The following is an 18897-nucleotide window of genomic DNA, read 5'->3' as shown; positions in this document are numbered from 1 at the left end:
CGTTCCCTTCGTCCCGGCTGCCGAGCCGTGGTTCCGTGTCCCGTTCCGCCCGCCACCTGCCGTGGTGCCGGGATGCTTCGAACGTACGGAGCGGAGGGGGGCCGGGACCATGGCGGCCGCCGGCGGATCGGGGGTGGGGAAAACCCGAGGTCGCGGGGGTGGTCCGCCGTACAAGCGGGGCCGGGAGGCGTCGCGGGCCCGGGAAGCCGCGCGGGCCCGGGAGGCGTCGGGGGCGGCGGGTCGCGAGGGAAGGCGGTACCAGGTCGGCGGTCGCGGGGGTGTGAGGCGCCGCGGGGAGGTCGGACCCCGGTCCCCGGTCCGGTACCGGACGCGGGTGCGCCGCGGGTCGGGCGCGGCGGATCAGCGGGCCGCGGTCAGTCGCGGCAGATCAGCAGCAGGGCCCGGTCGTCGTTGACGTCCTTGGCGACGGCCTCGATCAGATGCCAGGCCGCCCCGTGGAAACCGGACGCCACATAGCGGTCGGCCTCGCCGGTCAGCCGGTCCATGCCCTCACTGATGTCGCGGTCGGCGGTCTCGACGAGCCCGTCGGTGAAGAGCATCAGGACGTCGCCGGGCCGGAGCCGGCCCTTCACCGGGTCGAACTGGGCGCCGTCGTACACACCCAGCAGGGGCCCCTCGGCCGCCTTCTCCTCCCACTTCCCGCTCCCGGCGTTGAGCTGGAGCGCGGGCAGGTGCCCGGCGGACAGCAGTTCGTAGTCGCCGCTGTCGAGGTCGAGGACGAGGTGGACGGAGGTGGCGAACCCCTCGTCCCAGTCCTGGCGGAGCAGGTAGCCGTTGGCGGCGGGCAGGAAGCCGTGCGGGGGCAGCGAGCCGAGCAGCCCGCCGAAGGCGCCGGAGAGCAGCAGCGCCCGGGACGCCGCGTCCATGCCCTTGCCGGAGACGTCCGTCAGCACCACCTCCAGGGTGCGGCCGCCGTTGGTGCGGGCCGCGACCACGAAGTCGCCGGAGAAGGACTGGCCGCCGGCCGGGCGGAGGGCCATCTCGCGGTGCCAGCCGCGCGGCAGCGCGGGCAGCTTGCTCTGCACCCGGATGCGTTCGCGCAGGTCGAACAGCATGGTGCCGCCGCGCCGCCAGGGCACGCCGACCCGGCTGCGGAACTGGGCGATGAGCAGCCCGAGGAAGCCGACCGCCGCGACCACCAGGATGGTGCCGGGGGTGACCCGGTCCGGCCCGTCGGGGTACGGGCCGAGCACGGCCGACTCGACGATGAGCGCCGCCGCTGCCGCCGCGTAGAGCGCGAGCAGGCTGGCGGGGCGCAGCAGCAGTCCGCCGGCCACGATCGGCAGCACCAGGGCGGCCGGCGAGCACCAGTCGGGCTGGGTTACCGTGCCGAGGGCGATGGCGGGGATGGCGACCAGCAGGGCGGCCAGCGCCAGCCAGTCGGAGCCGTCGCCGCGGAAGTAGTCGACCCCGGCTTTGCGCACGCCGGTTCGGACCCGGTGCAGCGCCTTGCGCGTCCGGGCCGTCGGCGAGTCCGCTCCACCGCTGCCAGTCATTGCTTCGGGACCCTACCCACCCGTTCGGACGCGCGTCGATTCGCCGTCCGTCACACCACCCTCCTGTGCGGGCAAAGGGGAGCGAAATCCGTTCGCCAGTGCGAGCGGCCGCTGGTAGGCATGGCGGTATGACGACTGAGCTACGACCGCTCCGGTCCGAGGAGTGGGACGAGTGGTACGCCAAGCTGGACCTCGCCTTCGGCGGGGTCGCCGAGGCTCCGGAGGAGCAGGCGCTGTGGCGGGATCTCACCGGGATCGAGAGGTCGCTGGCCGCCTGGGACGGCGAGGACATCGTCGGGTGCGCGGCGGCGTTCGGCTTCCGGATGACGGTGCCCGGCGGATCGCTGGTGCCCACCGCCGGGGTGACCATGGTCGGTGTCCAGGCCACCCACCGGCGGCGCGGGGTGCTCACCGCCATGATGGAGCGTCAGCTGGCCGACATCCGCGCCGCCGGTGAGCCGGTCGCCGCGCTCACCGCGTCGGAGCCGGCGATCTACGGCCGGTTCGGGTACGGCATCGCCACCCAGACGCTGTCCGCCGAGATCGACACCAGCCGGGTGGTGCTGCGGGTCCCCGAGGGCACCGACCGGGTCCGGCTGCGGATGGCGGCCCCGGCGGACGCGCGGGACGCGTGCGAGTCGGTGTACGCGCGGCGGGTCGCCGCCCGCCCCGCGATGCTGGCCCGGGCCCCGGGCTGGGAGCGGCTGCCGCTCCTGGACCCGCCGTCGAACCGCGAGGGCGCGTCGCCGCTGCTGTGCGTCCTGGCCGAGCGGGACGGCGAGGTGACCGGGTACGCCCGGTACGCCGTCCGGCCGGTCTGGGAGCCGGCCGGGCCCGAGGGGGTGGTGCAGCTGCGCGACCTGGAGGCGCTGGATCCGGCCTCGTACGCGGCGTTGTGGCGCTTCCTGTTCGAGATCGACCTGACCTCGAAGCTGATGGTGCGCAGCCGGCCGGTCGACGACCCGTTGCTGCAACTGGTCTCGGACGTCCGCCGCTGCCGGGTGGGGGTCCGCGACTCCCTCCATGTGCGGCTGGTGGACCTCGGGGCGGCGCTGTCGGCCCGCACCTACACCGCGCCGGTCGATGTGGTGCTCGACGTCGAGGACCGCTTCTGCCCCTGGAACGCCGGGCGTTGGCGCCTGGTGGGCGATCCCAAGGGCGCGTCCTGCGAGCGGGCCGCCGACGACGAGCCGGCCGATCTGCGGCTGGACGTGCAGGAGTTGGGGGCGGTGTACCTGGGCGGGACCCGGTTGTCCGCGCTGGCCGGCGCGGGGCGGGTGGCCGAGCTGCGGCCGGGGGCGCTGGCCGAGGCGTCCACGGCGTTCGGCAGCGATGTCGCCCCGTGGCTCCCGCACGGCTTCTGACCCGCCCGACCCTCCGGCGCCGGCCCCTGACGCGTCCGGCACCGGCCCGTCGGCCCGGCCGCCTCGGAGGGCCGGGCGGCACCGACTGATCCGGCGCCGGCCCGCCGACGTGCGCTGATCCGGTAGCGACCCGCCGGCCCCGGCTGATCCGCTGCCGCCCCCGGCGGACCCGCCGGCCCGCCGGCCCGGAGGGCCGGGCGGCTGACCTCGGCTGATCCGCTGTCCCCGACGGGCCGGCTGACCGGCTGCCGGCCGCGCCGGAGCCGGCCCGCCCGCGCCCGGCGGAGGCGAAGTGTGCCGGTCCGGCCGCTACGCCCCGGCCGGGTCGCGCGGCGCGGGGCGCAGGGTGAGGCTGCCGGGCACGGCGTCGTACGCCTCCCGCACCAGGGCCGCCAGGTCGTCCCGGGTCGGACTGCCCGGCGTGGCGGTCCAGTTCTCCAGCGCGCGGTGGAACACCGCGATGAGCAGGTCCAGGGCGAGCCGTGGCCGCAGGTCGGCGAGCGGGGCGGGCCCGGCCGGGCCGCCGGCGGGGTCCGGGGGCGGGGCAGCGGCGGGACCCGGGGCGGCCGCCCGGTCCGCCGGTGCCGCCGGGTCCGTGAGCCACAGCCGGCGGTGCAGCGTGTCGAGCGCGGTGCGGCAGGTCCGGTCGCAGAACTGCAGTCCGTGCGCGTCCATCGACGGGGTCCTGGCGGCCAGCCGTCCGCTCAGCCGCACCCGCTCCGCCCAGCCCTCCTCGGTCATCGCGCCGATCGCGGCGAGCAGCGCGTCCCGGAGCATCTCCAGCAGGGTGCCGCCGCGCGGGTCGCGGGTCTCCAGGTCGTCGAGGAAGGCCGCCCACATGTCCTGGGTGGGGGCCATCGCGACGTCTTCCTTGCTGGTGAAGGTGCGGAAGAAGGTGCGCTTGGAGACCTCGACGGTGTCGCACAGCTCGTCGAGGGTCACCCCGTCGAAACCGCGCTCGGTGAACAGTCGCAGTGCGGTGTCGATCAGTGCCTGCCGGGTGCGGAGCTTCTTGCGGGCCCGCAGCGGCAGCCGCTCGCCGGGGGTCGGGGCCTGGGGCGCGGTGCTCATGCCGGGGAGTGTAGCGAAGGAGCAGTTGCCCCCTGTAGGTTTATGCCACTGAGTGGCACTAACCACTGAGGCGACTTTCGCTGCCGCCTCCGTCCCCTCTGAAAGGCACGGACCCATGCGCGCTCTGCTCGTCGACCGCTCCGCCCCCGGCGGACTGCGTCTCGGCACCGCCCCCGACCCCGAGCCCGCGCCCCACCAGGCGCTGGTGCGGGTGGTGGCCACCTCGCTCAACCACGGCGAGGTGCGCCATGGGATCGAGGACGCCGCCGACGGCGCGGTACTGGGCTGGGACGCGGCCGGAGTGGTCGAACAGGCCGCCGCCGACGGCACCGGCCCGGCCGTCGGCACCCCGGTGGTGACGCTCGGCGCCGACGGTGCCTGGGCCGAGCTGCGGGCCGTGGACACCGCGCTGATGGGCACCGCGCCGGCGGGCGCCGACCTGGGCGCGATCAGCACGGTGCCGGTCGCGGGCGCGAGTGCGCTGCGCGCCCTGCACCGCATCGGCCCGATCCTGGGCCGGCGGCTGCTGATCACCGGGGCGACGGGCGGCGTCGGCCGGTACGCGGTACAGCTCGGCCGGCTCGGCGGCGCCCATGTCATCGCCTCCACCGGCGACCCGGCGGCACACGGCGAGGGGCTGCGGGCGCTGGGCGCCGACGAGGTGGTCCCTGGGCCGCAGGCGGTCACCGAGCCGGTGGACGGCGTGCTCGACATGGTGGGCGGCGAGCAGCTCGTCACCGCGTTCGGCAAGCTCACCGAGCGCGGGACGCTGGTGCCGGTGGGCCAGTCGACGGGCGGCGGCGAACGCTTCCCGCTCGGCGCCTTCTGGGACGAGCCGGGCCGCCACGACCGCACCATCGCCACCTTCTTCCTGCTCACCGCCACCGGCCTGGGGCCGGATCTGACCTGGCTGGCGCACCGGGTGGCGGCCGGCGACCTGGACCCGCAGATCTCCTGGCGGGGCGGCTGGGACCAGGCCGCCGAGGCGGTGGACGCGCTGCTGGGCCGGCGGCTGCACGGCAAGGCGGTGCTGGACCTGACGGCGGCCTGACCGGCCGACCGGGCGAACCCCCGACGGAAGGGCCGGCGGCGGAGCAGGGCCGGCCGGGCCGGCCGGCCGCCGGACCGGATCCGCGCCGCGGAGTCCCGGCCCGGGCGCCGGGTCCGGCCCGGGCGGTGGGCCCCGGTCCGCGCCGCGGGTCCCCGTCCGGGTCACCGGGGCCGGCTGGTCCCTGCCCGGCCGGGGAGGGCGGGTGCCGCCCGGTGGCCGGCGGGTCAGCGGCGGCCGGCCCGGGCTACCGCGTCTGGCACCCCGGGCACCAGAAGAGGTTGCGTGCGGCGAGGTCGGCGGTGCGGACCTCACCGCCGCAGATGTGGCAGGACTGCCGGGCGCGGCGGTAGACGTAGACCTCGCCGCCGTGGTCGTCGACGCGCGGCGGACGGCCCATCGCCTCGGGGGTGTGCTCCGGGCGGACCGTGTCGATCCGGTTGTTCCGCACGCCTTCCCGCATCAGCAGCACCAGGTCCGCCCAGAGGGCGTCCCACTCGGCGCGGACCAGCTCCCGGCCGGGCCGGTACGGGTCGATACCGTGCCGGAACAGCACCTCGGCCCGGTAGACGTTGCCGACCCCGGCGATCACCTTCTGGTCCATGAGGAGCGCGGCTATCGAGGTGCGGCTGCGCGAGATGCGCAGCCAGGCGCGCTCGCCGCCGCGGTCGCCCTCCGGCGCGGTCGCCGCGCGCAGCGGGTCCGGACCCAGCCGCTGCTGGATCGCGCCCTTCTCGGCGTCGGTGATCAGCGCGCACGCGGTGGGGCCGCGCAGGTCGGCGTAGGAATCGGCGCCGACCAGCCGGAGCCGCACGGTGTCGGTGGGCGGCGGCGCCGGGGCCCCGCCGAAGCCGTAGGTGCCGAAGAGCCCGAGGTGCACATGGATCCAGCCGGTGCCCTCGAAGCCCAGGAAGAGGTGCTTGCCGTGCGCCTCGGCGCGGTCCAGGACGCGTCCGTCGACCAGGGCGGCCCCCTCGGCGAACCTCCCCTGCGGACTGCTGGCGCGCACGGACCGGCCGCCGAACCTCTCGTAGTGGTCGGCGGCCAGTCGGTGGATGGTGTGCCCCTCCGGCATCAGCCCTGCTGCGGGTGGTGGGCCGGGATGGGCGGCAGCTCGCCGGTGGTCTCGTAGGCGCCGAGCATCTCGATGCGGCGGGTGTGCCGCTCCTCGCCGGAGTACGGGGTGGCCAGGAAGGCCTCGACGAACGCGGTCGCCTCTTCCTGGGTGTGCATCCGGCCGCCGATGCTGATCACGTTGGCGTTGTTGTGCTCCCGGCCGAGCTTGGCCGTCTCCTCGCTCCAGGCCAGCGCGGCGCGGATGCCCCTGACCTTGTTGGCGGCGATCTGCTCACCGTTGCCGGAGCCGCCGATCACGATGCCGAGGCTGTCCGGGTCGGCGGCGGTCCGCTCGGCCGCACGCAGGCAGAACGGCGGGTAGTCGTCCTGGGCGTCGTAGATGTGCGGGCCGCAGTCGACGGGCTCGTGGCCATGGGCCTTGAGCCACTCGACGAGGTGGTTCTTCAGGTCGAAACCGGCATGATCGGAGCCGAGGTACACGCGCATGCCACGAGTGTGACACGGGCGGCCCCGCCGGACCGCGCGGGGTGCGAAGGCACGCTGAAGTGCGGTGCGTAATAGCGGAATTAGCTTCTCCGCTTAGCTGGATATTCGCTGATCAACCACTAAACCTCATGGAAACCTCAAGTAACGATCCGGATTCAAAGGTTCATCTATCCCGATCCCTGAGATTCACTGGCACGGCTCAAAACCCTTCGGTGCTAAGGATCGTGCACATGAGCGCACAGCCCGTGACCACTCCGCCGGGCACGTCACCCGGCGATCCCGGGAAGACGCCCGGCGCGGACGGCCTCCAGGCCGGACTCAAGAACCGCCACCTGTCGATGATCGCCATCGGCGGCGTGATCGGAGCCGGCCTCTTCGTCGGCTCCAAGGACGGCATCGCCAAGGCCGGCCCCGCCATCCTGATCTCTTACGCCCTGGTCGGCGTGATGGTCGTCTTCGTCATGCGGATGCTCGGCGAGATGGCCGCGGCCAATCCGACCTCCGGCTCCTTCTCGGCCTACGCCGACCGCGCACTCGGCCGCTGGGCCGGGTTCTCCATCGGCTGGCTCTACTGGTTCTTCTGGGTCGTGGTGCTCGCCGTGGAGGCGACCGCGGGCGCGGAGATCCTGGAGAAGTGGATGCCCGGCGTGCCCCAGTGGGGCTGGGCCCTGATCGTCATGGTGGTGCTGACCGCGACCAACCTGGTCTCGGTCGCCTCCTACGGCGAGTTCGAGTTCTGGTTCGCCGGTATCAAGGTCGTCGCGATCGCCGCCTTCGTGGTCGTCGGCGGGCTCGCGGTGTTCGGCCTGCTGCCCGGCTCGGACAACGAGGGCGCGGGATTCGCCCATCTGACCGACGCCGGAGGCTTCCTGCCCAACGGCGCCGGAGCGATCCTCACCGGCGTGCTGATGGTCGTCTTCTCCTTCATGGGCAGCGAGATCGTGACCCTCGCGGCCGGCGAGTCCGAGGACCCGCAGCGCGCGGTCACCAAGGCCACCAACAGCGTGATCTGGCGGATCGCCGTCTTCTACCTCGGCTCGATCTTCGTGGTGCTGACGCTGCTGCCGTGGAACTCCAAGGCGATCGCCGAGGACGGCTCCTACGTCGCGGCGCTGAACTCCATCGGCATCCCGCACGCCGGCAACGTCATGGACGTCATCGTGCTCACCGCCGTGCTGTCCTGCCTGAACTCCGGCCTCTACACCGCCTCGCGGATGGCCTTCTCGCTGGGCCGGCGCGGCGACGCGCCCAAGGCGTTCGCCCGCACCAACGCGAGCGGCGTCCCCCAGGTCGCCATCCTCTGCTCGGTCGTCTTCGGCTTCGTGGCGGTGTTCTTCAACTACAAGTGGCCGGACACGGTGTTCCAGTTCCTGCTGAACTCCTCCGGCGCCGTGGCGCTCTTCGTCTGGCTGGTCATCTGCGTCACCCAGCTGCGGATGCGCGGCATCATCCTCCGCGAGGCCCCGGACAAGCTGGTCGTCCGCATGTGGCTGTTCCCGTACCTGACCTGGGCGACCATCGCGATGATCGTCTTCGTGCTGGGCTATATGTTCACCGATGACGCCAACCGGGACCAGGTCACCATGTCGGTGCTGGTCGCCGCGGTCGTGGTCGTCGTCTCGCTGGTCCGCGAGCGGATCGGCAAGGGCGGTGCCGTGGAGCCGGCCCGGGAGGACTCCACCACCACCCGCTAGCCGGGACGGACGTCACCGCACAGCCGAACGGGCCGGGAGCCGCACCAGGGAAGGGGGTGCGGTCCCGGCCCGTCGGGTGTCCGGGGGCGCGGGGCGCCGGAGGGGGAGCCGGGGGGTCAGCCCCGGCGGCCGCCCAGCAGCTTCCAGGCGGCCGGCAGCGCGCCCATCGCCAGTGCCGCCTTGAGCGCGTCACCGAGCAGGAACGGGGTCAGGCCGGCCGCCACCGCCGCGCTCGGCGACAGGTCCGCCGCCACCGCCAGGTAGGGCACCCCGACCGCGTAGATGATCGCGGAGCCCAGCACCATCGTGCCCGCGGTGCGCAGCACGTCACGGTCGCCGCCGCGGCGGGCCAGCCCGCCCACCACGGTCGCGGCCAGCAGCATGCCCAGCACATAGCCGAAGGACGGGGCGAGCGCCCCGGACCCGCCCTCGGCGAACCACGGCATGCCCGCCATGCCGACCAGGGTGTAGAGGGTCAGCGACAGGAACCCGCGACGGGCGCCGAGCGAGGTGCCGACCAGCAGCGCGGCGAAGGTCTGCCCGGTCACCGGCACCGGCGACCCCGGCACCGGGACCGCTATCTGGGCGGCGAGGCCGGTCAGCACGGCTCCGCCGGCGATCAGGGCCGCGTCACGGACGAGCACCCGGCGGGCGGCGCCGGCCGGAAAGACGACGTCGGCGAGGACCGTTCCGGTCCGGGCGGCTGGGACAGAGGCGGAGCTCATCGGTTCTCCCCGAGGTGAGAGGTGGACTGCGGACGGCCCGCGGCGCCGGGGCGCGACGACCGGGCGCACGGCGGGAACTGCCGTGACAACCGGACCGCTACCCCGGGTGATTCCCGGGGCACTGCGGGACACCGAGACGTTAACCCAGCGTGCATCCCCCGATCACCGTTGACTGCCCACAAAGACCTCACGACCGCGCTTGGCGCTTTCCATGCACGCCGCGACGTTCAGTCACCCTCCGGACGTCATATTCGGGCAGGTCAGTGATACTGCTCACGTTCGGACGGCTCCGCCGTCAATGGCTTTGCGCCCAGGCGGACCGCTTGTGGAGACTGTGGAAACCCCCCAACGCGCTCAGGTCGGGCGCTGCTAGCCGAGAGTGAACCAGCACCATGCACCACGCCCCGCCCGCCGAGCAGCTCTCGCCCGAGGCGGCCGAACCGCTCGCCGGGGGCCTCAAGCAGCGCCATCTGACGATGCTCGGCCTGGGCGGGGTGATCGGCGCCGGGCTGTTCGTCGGCTCGGGGGCCGGGATCGCGGTGGCCGGCCCCGGCATCGTCATCTCGTACCTGCTCGCGGGCGCACTGGCCACGCTGGTGATGCGGATGCTGGGCGAGATGTCGGCGGCGATGCCCGCCTCGGGGGCCTTCTCGGTGCACGCGGAGCGGGCACTGGGCCGCTGGGCCGGGTTCACCGTCGGCTGGCTCTACTGGTTCCTGCTGGTGGTGGTGGCGGCGGTGGAGGCGACGGCCGCGGCGGGGATCGCGCACGGCTGGCTGCCGTCGGTTCCGCAGTGGGCCTGGGTGCTGGTGTTCATGGTGGTCTTCACCGGCGCCAACCTGGCCGCCGTGAAGAACTTCGGCGAGTTCGAGTTCTGGTTCGCCACCCTGAAGGTCACCGCGATCGTGCTCTTCCTGGTCCTCGGGCTGCTCGCGATCCTCGGACTGCTGCCGGCCGCCTCCGACTACTCCGGCGACCCGGTGGGGCTGGCGAACCTCACCGGGCAGGGCGGCTTCCTGCCGCACGGCTGGGGCGGGGTGGTCTCCGGGGTGCTCGCGGTGGTCTTCGCCTTCGGCGGCCTGGAGGTCCTCACCATCGCGGCGGCCGAGTCGGACGATCCGGCCCGCGCGGTGGGCCGGGCGGTGCGCAGCGCGGTGTGGCGCATCCTCTTCTTCTACATCGGCTCGATGCTGGTGATCGTCACCCTGCTGCCCTGGACGTCGATGACGCCGGGCGGGAGTCCGTTCGTGGCGGTGCTCTCCCACCTCGGGGTGCCGAAGGCCGGGCAGATCATGGAGATCGTGGTCTTCGTGGCCCTGCTGTCCGCGCTCAACGCCAACCTCTACGGCTCGTCCCGGATGGTGTTCTCGCTCGCGGAGCGGAAGGAGGCGCCGGGCGCGCTGCTCAGGGTGTCCCCCGGTGGGGTGCCGCGCCGCGCCGTACTGGCATCGGTCACATTCGGTTTCATTTCGGTCCTGCTCAATCTCCAGTGGCCAGAAACGATCTTCCAGTACCTGCTCAACTCCGTGGGTGCGGTACTGCTCTTCGTCTGGGCCCTGATCGCCGTGTCGCAGCTGCGGCTGCGCCCCCGCATCGAGCGGGAGACAGCCGGCCGGGCGACCCTGCGGATGTGGGGTTTCCCCTGGCTGACCTGGGCCGCTCTGGCCGCGATCGGGGCCGTGCTGGTGCTGATGCTGACCGACGACGGGGCCCGGCCGCAGCTACTGTGGTCGGCGGGCGCCACCGGAGCGGTACTGATCGTCGCCGCGCTGCGGGAGCTCCGGCTCCGGAGGGCCTGACACCGGATCAAGCCAACCTGACGATCGGTCGGGCACGGAGCGTCATATTGACGTCCGATATTCAGACAGCATTGACGCAGGTGTTGTCCTGAGCGGACACGAACTCCACACTGAGGGCGCTCAGCACCGCTCCGCTCTCACGTAATGGACAGAAAACTCTGATGAACCGGACAACTGCGTCGTCCGCGCGAGAGCGCGAGGCCGAGAAGGCCGGAACGACCCCACACGACTCCGGAACGCCGCTCTCCCACGGGCTCAAGCAGCGCCATCTGTCGATGATCGCCCTGGGCGGCGTGATCGGCGCGGGCCTCTTCGTGGGCTCCGGCGCCGGCATCGCCGCCGCCGGTCCGTCGATCGTGCTGGCCTACGCCGCCTCCGGCCTGCTCGTCATGCTGGTGATGCGCATGCTGGGCGAGATGTCCGCGGCGAACCCCGCCTCCGGATCCTTCTCGGTGCACGCCGAGCGGGCCATCGGCCCCTGGGCGGGCTTCACCGCGGGCTGGATGTTCTGGGTACTGCTCTGCGTGGGCATCGCCGCCGAGGCCATCGCCGCGGCCAACATCATGGTCAGCTGGATGCCGGAGACCGAATCATGGATGTGGGTCCTCCTCTTCATGCTGGTGTTCTGCGGCACCAACCTCGCCGCGGTCTCCAACTTCGGTGAGTTCGAGTTCTGGTTCGCGGCCCTGAAGGTCGCCGCGATCGTGCTCTTCCTGGCCCTCGGCGTGCTGGCGATCCTCGGCGTGCTGCCGGGCACCGACGCCCCCGGCGCCGACAACCTCACCGGTGACGGCGGCTTCATGCCCAACGGCGTGGACGGCCTGGTCGTGGGTCTGCTCGCCTCGGTCTTCGCGTACGGCGGTCTGGAGACCGTGACGATCGCCGCGGCCGAGTCGGAGAACCCGGTGAAGGGCGTCGCCAAGGCGGTGCGGACCGCGATGTGGCGGGTCGCGCTGTTCTACGTCGGTTCGATGCTGATCGTCGTCACCCTGATCCCCTGGGACGACCCGTCGGTGGCCGGTGACGGCCCGTACGTGGCGGTGCTCAACCACCTGGACATCCCGGCGGCCGGCGAGATCATGAACGTCATCGTGCTGGTGGCGCTGCTCTCCGCGATGAACGCCAACATCTACGGCGCCTCCCGGATGTCGTACTCCCTGGTGGCCCGCGGCGAGGGCCCGCGCTTCCTGAGCAAGGTGAGCGGCGGCGTGCCCCGGCTGACCGTGCTGGCCTCCTCCGCCTTCGGCTTCTTCGCGGTGCTGCTCAGCTACTGGTGGCCGGACACCATCTTCAAGTGGCTGCTGAACATGGTCGGCGCGGCCGTGCTGGTGGTCTGGGCCTTCATCGCGGTGGCGCAGCTGCGGATGCGCCGCAAGCTCCAGCGGGAGGCCCCGGAGCGCCTGGTGGTGAAGATGTGGCTCTTCCCCTACCTCACCTGGGTGGCGCTGGCCGGAACGATCGGCGTGCTGCTGCTGATGCTGCGTGACGAGAACAACCGCACCCAGCTGTTCTTCACCGTCGGCCTGGCGGCGGCGCTGGCCGTCATCGGCTTCGTCCGCCAGCGGATGGTCCAGGCGCGCGAGAACGCCTGAGCCCGCAACGGCCCCGCCCCGCGGGCGGGTACGGATCCTCGGTCCCGAGGTCCGTACCCGCCCGCGGGGCCGTTGGGGCCTGGCGTCAGGAGCCCCCGGCCGCCTCCGCCCGCCACCGGGCGAGCCGTTCACGGTTCCCCAGGACGAACGGGTGCTCGGCGCCCAGGACGCGTTCACGGCGTTCGACGAGCTGCTCGCACAGTGCGACGGCCTCACCGGTCTTCCCCAGGCCGTAGGCGACGAGGGCGGTGAGGTTGAGCGCCGCGAGGGCGAGTGGATGGTCGGAACCTTGGAGGCGCGACCGGTCCGCGAGCACCCGGCGGGCGATCGGCTCCGCCTCGGCGAAGCGCTCGAAGACGCGCAGCCCCTCGGCGCACCCGTGACGGGCCGCCACCGTGGTGAGGTGGTCCGGCGGCAGGACTCGCTCGCAGTCCTCCACGACCTGCGCCTCCGCCTTGAACTCGTCCCACTTGCCGAGGTGTGGCAGGGTCTGAATCAGCCGTGACCGGCTGAAGAGCGTTTCCAGGGCGTCCTCCCCCAGCACCCGGCGCTGGCCGTCGACCGCCCGGCGCAGCGTCCGCTCCGCCTCCTCGTACCGGCCGAGCAGGCTGAGTGACAGTCCGAGGCCCAGGCAGCTCCACCAGGTGTCGGGACGGTCCGTGCCGAGCACCCGCTCCCGGGCGGCCAGGTTCCGGCGGTGCAGCACCTCGGCGTCCGCGTAGTGGGTCAGGAAGTGGGTGGCCCACGCCTCGGCGTCCCGCGCGGCCAGCGACACGGGATGCTCCGCGCCCAGGTGCCGGGCGGCGATCCGGCCGGTCTCCCGGGAGGACTTCAGCGCGCCCGCGAAGTCCCCGGCGTGGTGCATCTGACGGGCCACCCGCACCGCCAGCCGGGCCGATCGCTCCCCCGGCGCCGTCCGCAGCAGGTGGTCGACGTGCGGGACCAGCAGCTGCCAGCCCGTGTGGGATCGCGTGGGCACCGACTCGTCCGGTGGCAGCGCCGCTTCCAGCAGCCGTACCGCCGCGTCGGCCAGCGCGGCGCGCTCACCGTCCGGCACCGCGGCCGCCACGCTGTCCAGCAGTACCCCGTGCGCGCTGGCGCAGCGGACCCTTCCGTCTCCACGATCCCGATCAGGGAGTGTTCGAGCAGTCCGCGCAGCGCGGGCTCCAGCCGGTCCCCGGGGAGCGGCGGCAGCCGGTCGGCCAGCGTCACCTCGCCCCTGGCCACCGGCAGCCCAGGCCGCCCATGCCGTGGATGACCTGCACGCCGCCGGGACCGGACAGGCGGTCGCGCAGGTGGCGCATGAGGTCCTGCCGGTCGCGCAGCGCACCGGGCGGGCGGCCGACGAGCGGCACCCGCACCGAGTCGGGGGCCAGGCCCTGGGGTGCGGCCCGGGCGGGCACCTCGACCTGGGTGAGCAGCGTGCCGGCGCCCGGCGGGTAGTGGTGGTGGTGCTCCTGGATGTGCTGGTCGCCGGTGGCCTGGAACACCCGCCCCGCGCCCCGGGCCTGGCCGTGGACCGGTCCCGGCCCGCTCACCGTTCGGTGATGTGCTGGTCGCGCCCGGCCTGGTAGACGCGGCCGTTGCCGGACGCCTCGGCGCGCAGGTGGATCTCGCCGACCGCGGGCCGCGCGTCCTCCGGCAGCCGGGGCGTCAGTTCGTCGAGCAGGCGGCGCAGTTCGTCGGCCACCTCGGGGCGGGCGACCAGCAGGCGGCGCAGCCGGCCCTGCCACTCGGCGGCGAGTTCCGCCTCGGATTCCTCGTCCCCCGCCTCCCGGGCCAGCAGCAGGTCGGCGCGCCCGGCCTCCAGTTCGTCGCCGACGCCGTCGGCGCGCTCCGGCTGGAAGCGCCGCCAGAGCGAGAGCACGCCGTCCCGCGCGGATTCCCATGCCTGGGTCGCCATCAGTGCCACGACCGTCGTTCCGGCCGACCGGGCGAGGTCGGCGAGCTGCGGATCCATCGGATGCCCCCCTGGCGTGATCGAGACGACCTTCAAGCCTAAGGCAGCCGCACCCGGTCGCGGGTGGGTTCCGGCGGGAACCGGCCTCGGTCCACAGGCCCATCGGGGCTCCGTCTTCGGACCGATCCCGGTCCCGTTCCGCGGCGCGGAACAGACTTGCTGGTAGCGTGCACTTGCAACTTCATTGCAATAAGCAGTCGGAGGGCTCGGCATGGCCATCTACACACTTCCTGAACTTCCGTACGACTACTCGGCGCTGGCCCCGGTCATCAGCCCGGAGATCATCGAACTGCACCACGACAAGCACCACGCCGCCTACGTCAAGGGCGCCAACGACACGCTCGAGCAGCTGGCGGAGGCCCGGGACAAGGACCAGTGGGGCTCCGTCAACGGGCTGGAGAAGAACCTCGCCTTCCACCTGTCCGGCCACATCCTGCACAGCATCTACTGGCACAACATGTCCGGTGACGGTGGCGGCGAGCCGCTGGACAAGGACGGCGTGGGCGAGCTCGCCGACGCCATCGCGGAGAGCTTCGGCTCGTTCGCCAAGTTCCGGACGCAGCTGTCGAAGGCCTCGGCCACCACCCAGGGCTCCGGCTGGGGTGTGCTGGCGTACGAGCCGGTGACCGGCCGGCTGATCGTCGAGCAGGTCTACGACCACCAGGGCAACGTCGGCCAGGGCTCCGTGCCGATCCTGGTCTTCGACGCCTGGGAGCACGCCTTCTACCTGCAGTACAAGAACCAGAAGGTGGACTTCATCGAGGCCATGTGGAAGGTCGTGAACTGGCAGGACGTGGCGAAGCGCTACGCCGCCGCCAAAGAGCGGGCGCACAACCTGCTGCTCGCCCCCTGACGCCACCACCCGCAGGCGTCCTGCTCGTGATCGTCTTCTCACCCTTCACGCGGCAGGCGGACGGACGGATGGCCCCGACGAGGACAGGACTCGGCGGGGCCATCCGTCATGCGGTGCGGGCGCCGGGACGCTCGCGCGGCGCGTTCAGTCGAAGACCGGGCCGGCCGTCCGGGTCCGCTTGATCTCGTAGAAGCCGGGGATGGAGGCGACCAGCAGGGTGCCGTCCCAGAGCTTCGCGGCGTCCTCGCCCTTCGGGGCCGGGGTCACCACCGGGCCGAAGAACGCGATCTGCTCGCCGTCCGCGCCCGGCACCGCGATGACCGGGGTGCCGACGTCCTGGCCGACCAGGTCGATGCCCTCCTGGTGGGAGGCGCGCAGCTCGGAGTCGAGGGCGTCGCTGTAGGCGGCGTCCGCCAGCTCGGCGGGCAGCCCCACCTCCTCCAGCGCGGCCACGATGGTCTCCCGGTTCTGCTCCAGGCCCTGGTTGTGGAACCGGGTGCCCAGCGCGGTGTACAGCGGGCCGAGCACCTCGCTGCCGTGCTTCTTCGCGGCCGCTATGCACACCCGGACCGGGTGCCAGGCGGTGGTGCGCAGCGCCTCCCGGTACTCCTCGGGGACCTGGTCGAGCTTGTCCTCGTTGAGCACGGCCAGGCTCATCACGTGCCAGCGCACCTCGACCGGGCGGACCTTCTCCACCTCCAGCATCCAGCGCGAGGTCATCCAGGCCCAGGGGCAGAGCGGGTCGAACCAGAAATCGGCCGGGGTCTTGCCGGCGGGGTCGGTGGCGGTCGCGGTCACGGTCGCTCCTTCGCGGACTGTCGATTGCCGTGCGTACACGGTGCGTATCCGGTACGTCATTCAAGCAACGCAAGGGTCGGGGGCGGGCATTCCCCGATGACCGCCTCGAAAGCCGCGTGACATGATGCGCGACGTCCGACATTCGAGACGAAGACGAAGGAGTCGCGTCGTGCCCGGTGAGAATCTGTCCCGAGACGAGGCCCGCCGACGGGCCCGGCTGCTGACCGTGGACGCCTACGACGTGGCGCTCGACCTGCGGTCGGCGACGGGCCCCGGCGAGGCCGGCGGGGGGCGGACCTTTCGCTCGACGACGACCATCCGGTTCCGCGCCGCCGAGCCGGGCGCGGCGACGTTCGCCGATCTGATCGCCCCGCGCGTCACCTCGGTGGTGCTCAACGGGCGCGAGCTGGACCCGGCGGCGGTGTTCGACGGCGCGCGCGTCGCGCTGGACGGGCTGGCCGCGGAGAACGTCCTGGTGGTGGACGCGGAGTGCGCCTACAGCCGGACCGGCGAGGGGCTGCACCGCTTCGTCGACCCGGAGGACGGCAAGGTCTACCTGTACACGCAGTACGAGCCGGCCGACGCCCGCCGGGTGTTCGCCAACTTCGAGCAGCCGGACCTCAAGGCCCCCTTCACCTTCACCGTGACCGCCCCGGACGACTGGACGGTGCTCAGCAACGGCGAGGCGGCCGGCGCGCCCGAGCCCGCCGGGGAGGCGGCGGCGACCTGGCGCTTCGTGCCGACCGAGCGGATCTCGACGTACATCACCGCGGTGGTCGCGGGCCCCTACCACATGGTGCGGGACCACTACCGCCGCACCTTCGACGACGGCCGGGTGCTGGACATCCCGCTGGGGGCGCTGTGCCGGGCCTCGCTGGCCAAGCACTTCGACGCGGACGACATCTTCACCGTCACCAAGCAGGGCCTGGACTTCTTCCACGACCACTTCGACTACCCGTACCCGTTCGGCAAGTACGACCAGGCGTTCGTGCCGGAGTACAACCTGGGCGCGATGGAGAACCCCGGGTGCGTCACCTTCCGGGAGGAGTTCGTCTTCCGCGGCAAGGTGACCCAGGCCGCCTACGAGCGCCGCGCCAACGTCATCCTGCACGAGATGGCGCACATGTGGTTCGGCGACCTGGTCACCATGGAGTGGTGGGACGACCTGTGGCTCAAGGAGTCCTTCGCCGACTTCATGGGCTCCTTCTCGATGGTCGAGGCGACCCGCTTCACCAACGGCTGGGTCACCTTCGCCAACAACCGCAAGTCCTGGGCCTACCGCGCCGACCAGCTGCCCTCCACCCACCCGATCACCGCCGACATCCGGGACCTGGAGGACGCCAAGCTCAACTTCGACGGCATCACCTACGCCAAGGGCGCCAGCGTCCTCAAGCAGCTGGTGGCGTACGCCGGCCGGGACGCGTTCCTGGAGGGCGCCCGCCGCTACTTCAAGGCGCACGCCTACGGCAACACCCGGCTGGACGACCTGCTGTCGGTCCTGGCCGAGACCTCGGGCCGGGACATGACCGCCTGGTCCCGGGCCTGGCTGCAGACCCCCGGGGTCAACGTGCTCACCCCGCGGGCCACCTACGACGCCTCCGGCCGCATCACCGAGCTGTCCATCGTCCAGGAGGACGCCGACCAGCCGCACCAGCCGGCCCGGCCGGACACCGGTGACGCCGGCACCGCGACGCTGCGGCCGCACCGGGTGGCGGTCGGCCTCTACCGGCGGCAGGACGCCGACGGGGCCCTGGTCCGCTACGCGCGGGCGGAGATCGACGTCACCGGTCAGCACACCGCGGTACCGGAGCTGACCGGCGCCGAGCGGCCGGAGCTGATCCTGGTCAACGACGACGACCTGACCTACTGCAAGGTCCGCTTCGACGCCGACTCGCTGGCCACCCTCCGCGGCCACCTGGGCGACCTCACCGATCCGCTGGCCCGCGCGCTGTGCTGGTCGGCGCTGTGGAACCTCACCCGGGACGGGCTGATGCCGGCCCGGGACTACCTCGACCTGGTGCTGCGCTTCGCCGGCGCCGAGACCGACATCGGGGTGCTGCAGATGGTCCAGGCGTGGGCCCGGACCGCCCTGGGCCACTACGCCGACCCGCGGTGGCGCGAGCGGGGCGGTGCCGAGCTGGCCGCGGGTGCCCTGCGGGAGCTGCGGCTCGCCGAGCCCGGCAGCGGCCACCAGCTGGCCTGGGCGCGCTTCTTCGCCCAGTCCGCCGCCACCGACGGTGACCTCCAGCTGCTGCGCGGCCTGCTCGACGGCACGGCGCGGATCGACGGCCTGGAGGTGGACCAGGAGCTGCGCTGGACGTTCCTGGAGCCGCTGGCCGCCCACGGCGCGGTGGACGAGTCCGGGATCGCCGCCGAGCTGGCCCGGGACGACACCGCCTCCGGCAAGCGCCACCAGGTGCGCTGCCTGGCCGCCCGCCCGTCGGCCGAGGTCAAGGCCGCGGCCTGGGCCGCCGTGGTGGATTCCGACGCGCTGTCCAACGCCCTGGTGGAGGCGACCATCGCCGGGTTCGGGCAGCCCAGTCAGCGGGAGCTGCTGGCCCCGTACGCGCCGCGGTACTTCTCGGTGATCGAGGAGGTGTGGCGGAGCCGGTCGATCGAGATCGCGATGGCGGTGGTGCGCGGCCTGTTCCCGGCGCCGCAGGGCGACGCGCCGACCCTGGCGGCCACCGACGCCTGGCTGGCGGAGCACCCGGACGCGCCGCCCGCGCTGCGCCGGCTGGTGGTCGAGGCCCGGGACGACCTGGCGCGTGCGCTGCGCGCCCAGGAGTGCGACGCGCGCGCCACGGCCTGATCCACCGGGTGGCTCCGGCGCGGGCCGGGCGCACCGGCCGTATGCCGGTCGCGCCCGGCCCGCGCCGCCCGTTCGGGGGTACCTCCGCGCCGCCGGTCCCG

General features: G+C 73.0%; 16 protein-coding genes. 7 read left to right on the top strand and 9 right to left on the bottom strand.

Annotated elements, in window-relative coordinates:
* Positions 1-374: 374 nt before the first annotated feature.
* A complete protein-coding gene (locus ACH4B3_RS18940) occupies positions 375-1517 on the bottom strand; it encodes a PP2C family protein-serine/threonine phosphatase (RefSeq protein WP_398464006.1) in 1143 nt (380 codons plus the stop codon).
* Positions 1518-1645: 128 nt separating this feature from the next.
* Between ACH4B3_RS18940 and ACH4B3_RS18935 the strand changes: the two genes are divergently transcribed.
* Complete coding sequence (locus tag ACH4B3_RS18935; protein WP_398464005.1) at positions 1646-2881, top strand: GNAT family N-acetyltransferase; 1236 nt, start codon at positions 1646-1648, stop codon at positions 2879-2881.
* A gap of 309 nt (positions 2882-3190) precedes the next feature.
* Here the strand turns inward: ACH4B3_RS18935 and ACH4B3_RS18930 are convergent, their stop codons facing one another.
* On the bottom strand, positions 3191-3952 hold the full coding sequence (locus tag ACH4B3_RS18930; RefSeq protein WP_398464004.1) for a TetR/AcrR family transcriptional regulator: 762 nt from the start codon (positions 3950-3952) through the stop codon (positions 3191-3193).
* 115 nt (positions 3953-4067) lie between these two features.
* On the opposite strand from ACH4B3_RS18930, the gene ACH4B3_RS18925 reads away from it, so the two are divergent.
* Entirely contained in the window at positions 4068-5003 is a 936-nt protein-coding gene (locus ACH4B3_RS18925) for a zinc-binding dehydrogenase (protein WP_398464003.1), read from the top strand.
* A 244-nt stretch (positions 5004-5247) separates the two neighbouring features.
* On the opposite strand, the gene ACH4B3_RS18920 is transcribed toward ACH4B3_RS18925, so the two are convergent.
* Both ACH4B3_RS18920 and ACH4B3_RS18915 read right to left on the bottom strand, forming a co-directional pair.
* Complete coding sequence (locus tag ACH4B3_RS18920; RefSeq protein WP_398464002.1) at positions 5248-6075, bottom strand: Fpg/Nei family DNA glycosylase; 828 nt, start codon at positions 6073-6075, stop codon at positions 5248-5250.
* Positions 6075-6563 carry a ribose-5-phosphate isomerase gene (locus ACH4B3_RS18915; RefSeq protein ID WP_398464001.1) on the bottom strand — a complete coding sequence of 163 codons (489 nt, stop codon included), beginning with the start codon at positions 6561-6563 and terminating at the stop codon, positions 6075-6077. The genes ACH4B3_RS18920 and ACH4B3_RS18915 overlap by 1 nt, the downstream gene beginning before the upstream one ends.
* A 230-nt stretch (positions 6564-6793) precedes the next feature.
* Between ACH4B3_RS18915 and ACH4B3_RS18910 the strand changes: the two genes are divergently transcribed.
* Positions 6794-8257 (top strand): amino acid permease, encoded by a 1464-nt coding sequence (locus ACH4B3_RS18910; RefSeq protein ID WP_398464000.1) that lies wholly within the window; start codon positions 6794-6796, stop codon positions 8255-8257.
* Positions 8258-8373: 116 nt separating this feature from the next.
* On the opposite strand, the gene ACH4B3_RS18905 is transcribed toward ACH4B3_RS18910, so the two are convergent.
* Positions 8374-8982 carry a biotin transporter BioY gene (locus ACH4B3_RS18905; protein WP_398463999.1) on the bottom strand — a complete coding sequence of 203 codons (609 nt, stop codon included), beginning with the start codon at positions 8980-8982 and terminating at the stop codon, positions 8374-8376.
* A gap of 392 nt (positions 8983-9374) precedes the next feature.
* Between ACH4B3_RS18905 and ACH4B3_RS18900 the strand changes: the two genes are divergently transcribed.
* Both ACH4B3_RS18900 and ACH4B3_RS18895 read left to right on the top strand, forming a co-directional pair.
* Positions 9375-10781, top strand: coding sequence for an amino acid permease (locus ACH4B3_RS18900; protein ID WP_398463998.1), 1407 nt, complete (start codon positions 9375-9377; stop codon positions 10779-10781).
* 161 nt (positions 10782-10942) lie between these two features.
* Positions 10943-12373, top strand: coding sequence for an amino acid permease (locus ACH4B3_RS18895; protein ID WP_398463997.1), 1431 nt, complete (start codon positions 10943-10945; stop codon positions 12371-12373).
* 85 nt (positions 12374-12458) lie between these two features.
* Here the strand turns inward: ACH4B3_RS18895 and ACH4B3_RS18890 are convergent, their stop codons facing one another.
* The 3 genes from ACH4B3_RS18890 to ACH4B3_RS18880 all read right to left on the bottom strand — a co-directional run bounded on the left by ACH4B3_RS18890 (position 12459) and on the right by ACH4B3_RS18880 (position 14333).
* Positions 12459-13442: a tetratricopeptide repeat protein gene (locus ACH4B3_RS18890; protein WP_398463996.1), complete on the bottom strand. Its 984-nt coding sequence runs from the start codon at positions 13440-13442 to the stop codon at positions 12459-12461.
* A 139-nt stretch (positions 13443-13581) separates the two neighbouring features.
* Entirely contained in the window at positions 13582-13911 is a 330-nt protein-coding gene (locus tag ACH4B3_RS18885; protein ID WP_398463995.1) for a hypothetical protein, read from the bottom strand.
* Positions 13908-14333 (bottom strand): hypothetical protein, encoded by a 426-nt coding sequence (locus ACH4B3_RS18880; RefSeq protein ID WP_398463994.1) that lies wholly within the window; start codon positions 14331-14333, stop codon positions 13908-13910. The genes ACH4B3_RS18885 and ACH4B3_RS18880 overlap by 4 nt, the downstream gene beginning before the upstream one ends.
* 211 nt (positions 14334-14544) lie before the next feature.
* On the opposite strand from ACH4B3_RS18880, the gene ACH4B3_RS18875 reads away from it, so the two are divergent.
* Complete coding sequence (locus ACH4B3_RS18875) at positions 14545-15186, top strand: superoxide dismutase (protein ID WP_398463993.1); 642 nt, start codon at positions 14545-14547, stop codon at positions 15184-15186.
* A 144-nt stretch (positions 15187-15330) separates the two neighbouring features.
* Here the strand turns inward: ACH4B3_RS18875 and ACH4B3_RS18870 are convergent, their stop codons facing one another.
* On the bottom strand, positions 15331-15984 hold the full coding sequence (locus ACH4B3_RS18870) for a DsbA family protein (RefSeq protein WP_398463992.1): 654 nt from the start codon (positions 15982-15984) through the stop codon (positions 15331-15333).
* A gap of 169 nt (positions 15985-16153) precedes the next feature.
* Here ACH4B3_RS18870 and pepN point away from each other — a divergent pair, with 169 nt between their 5' ends.
* Entirely contained in the window at positions 16154-18796 is a 2643-nt protein-coding gene (gene pepN / locus ACH4B3_RS18865; protein ID WP_398463991.1) for an aminopeptidase N, read from the top strand.
* Positions 18797-18897: the final 101 nt, after the last annotated feature.

The organism is Streptomyces sp. NPDC018031, from assembly GCF_044327625.1.
GTDB lineage: Bacteria > Actinomycetota > Actinomycetes > Streptomycetales > Streptomycetaceae > Streptomyces.
The sequence above is the reverse complement of the archived record's forward strand: the minus strand, read 5'-3'. Positions and strand labels throughout refer to the sequence as shown.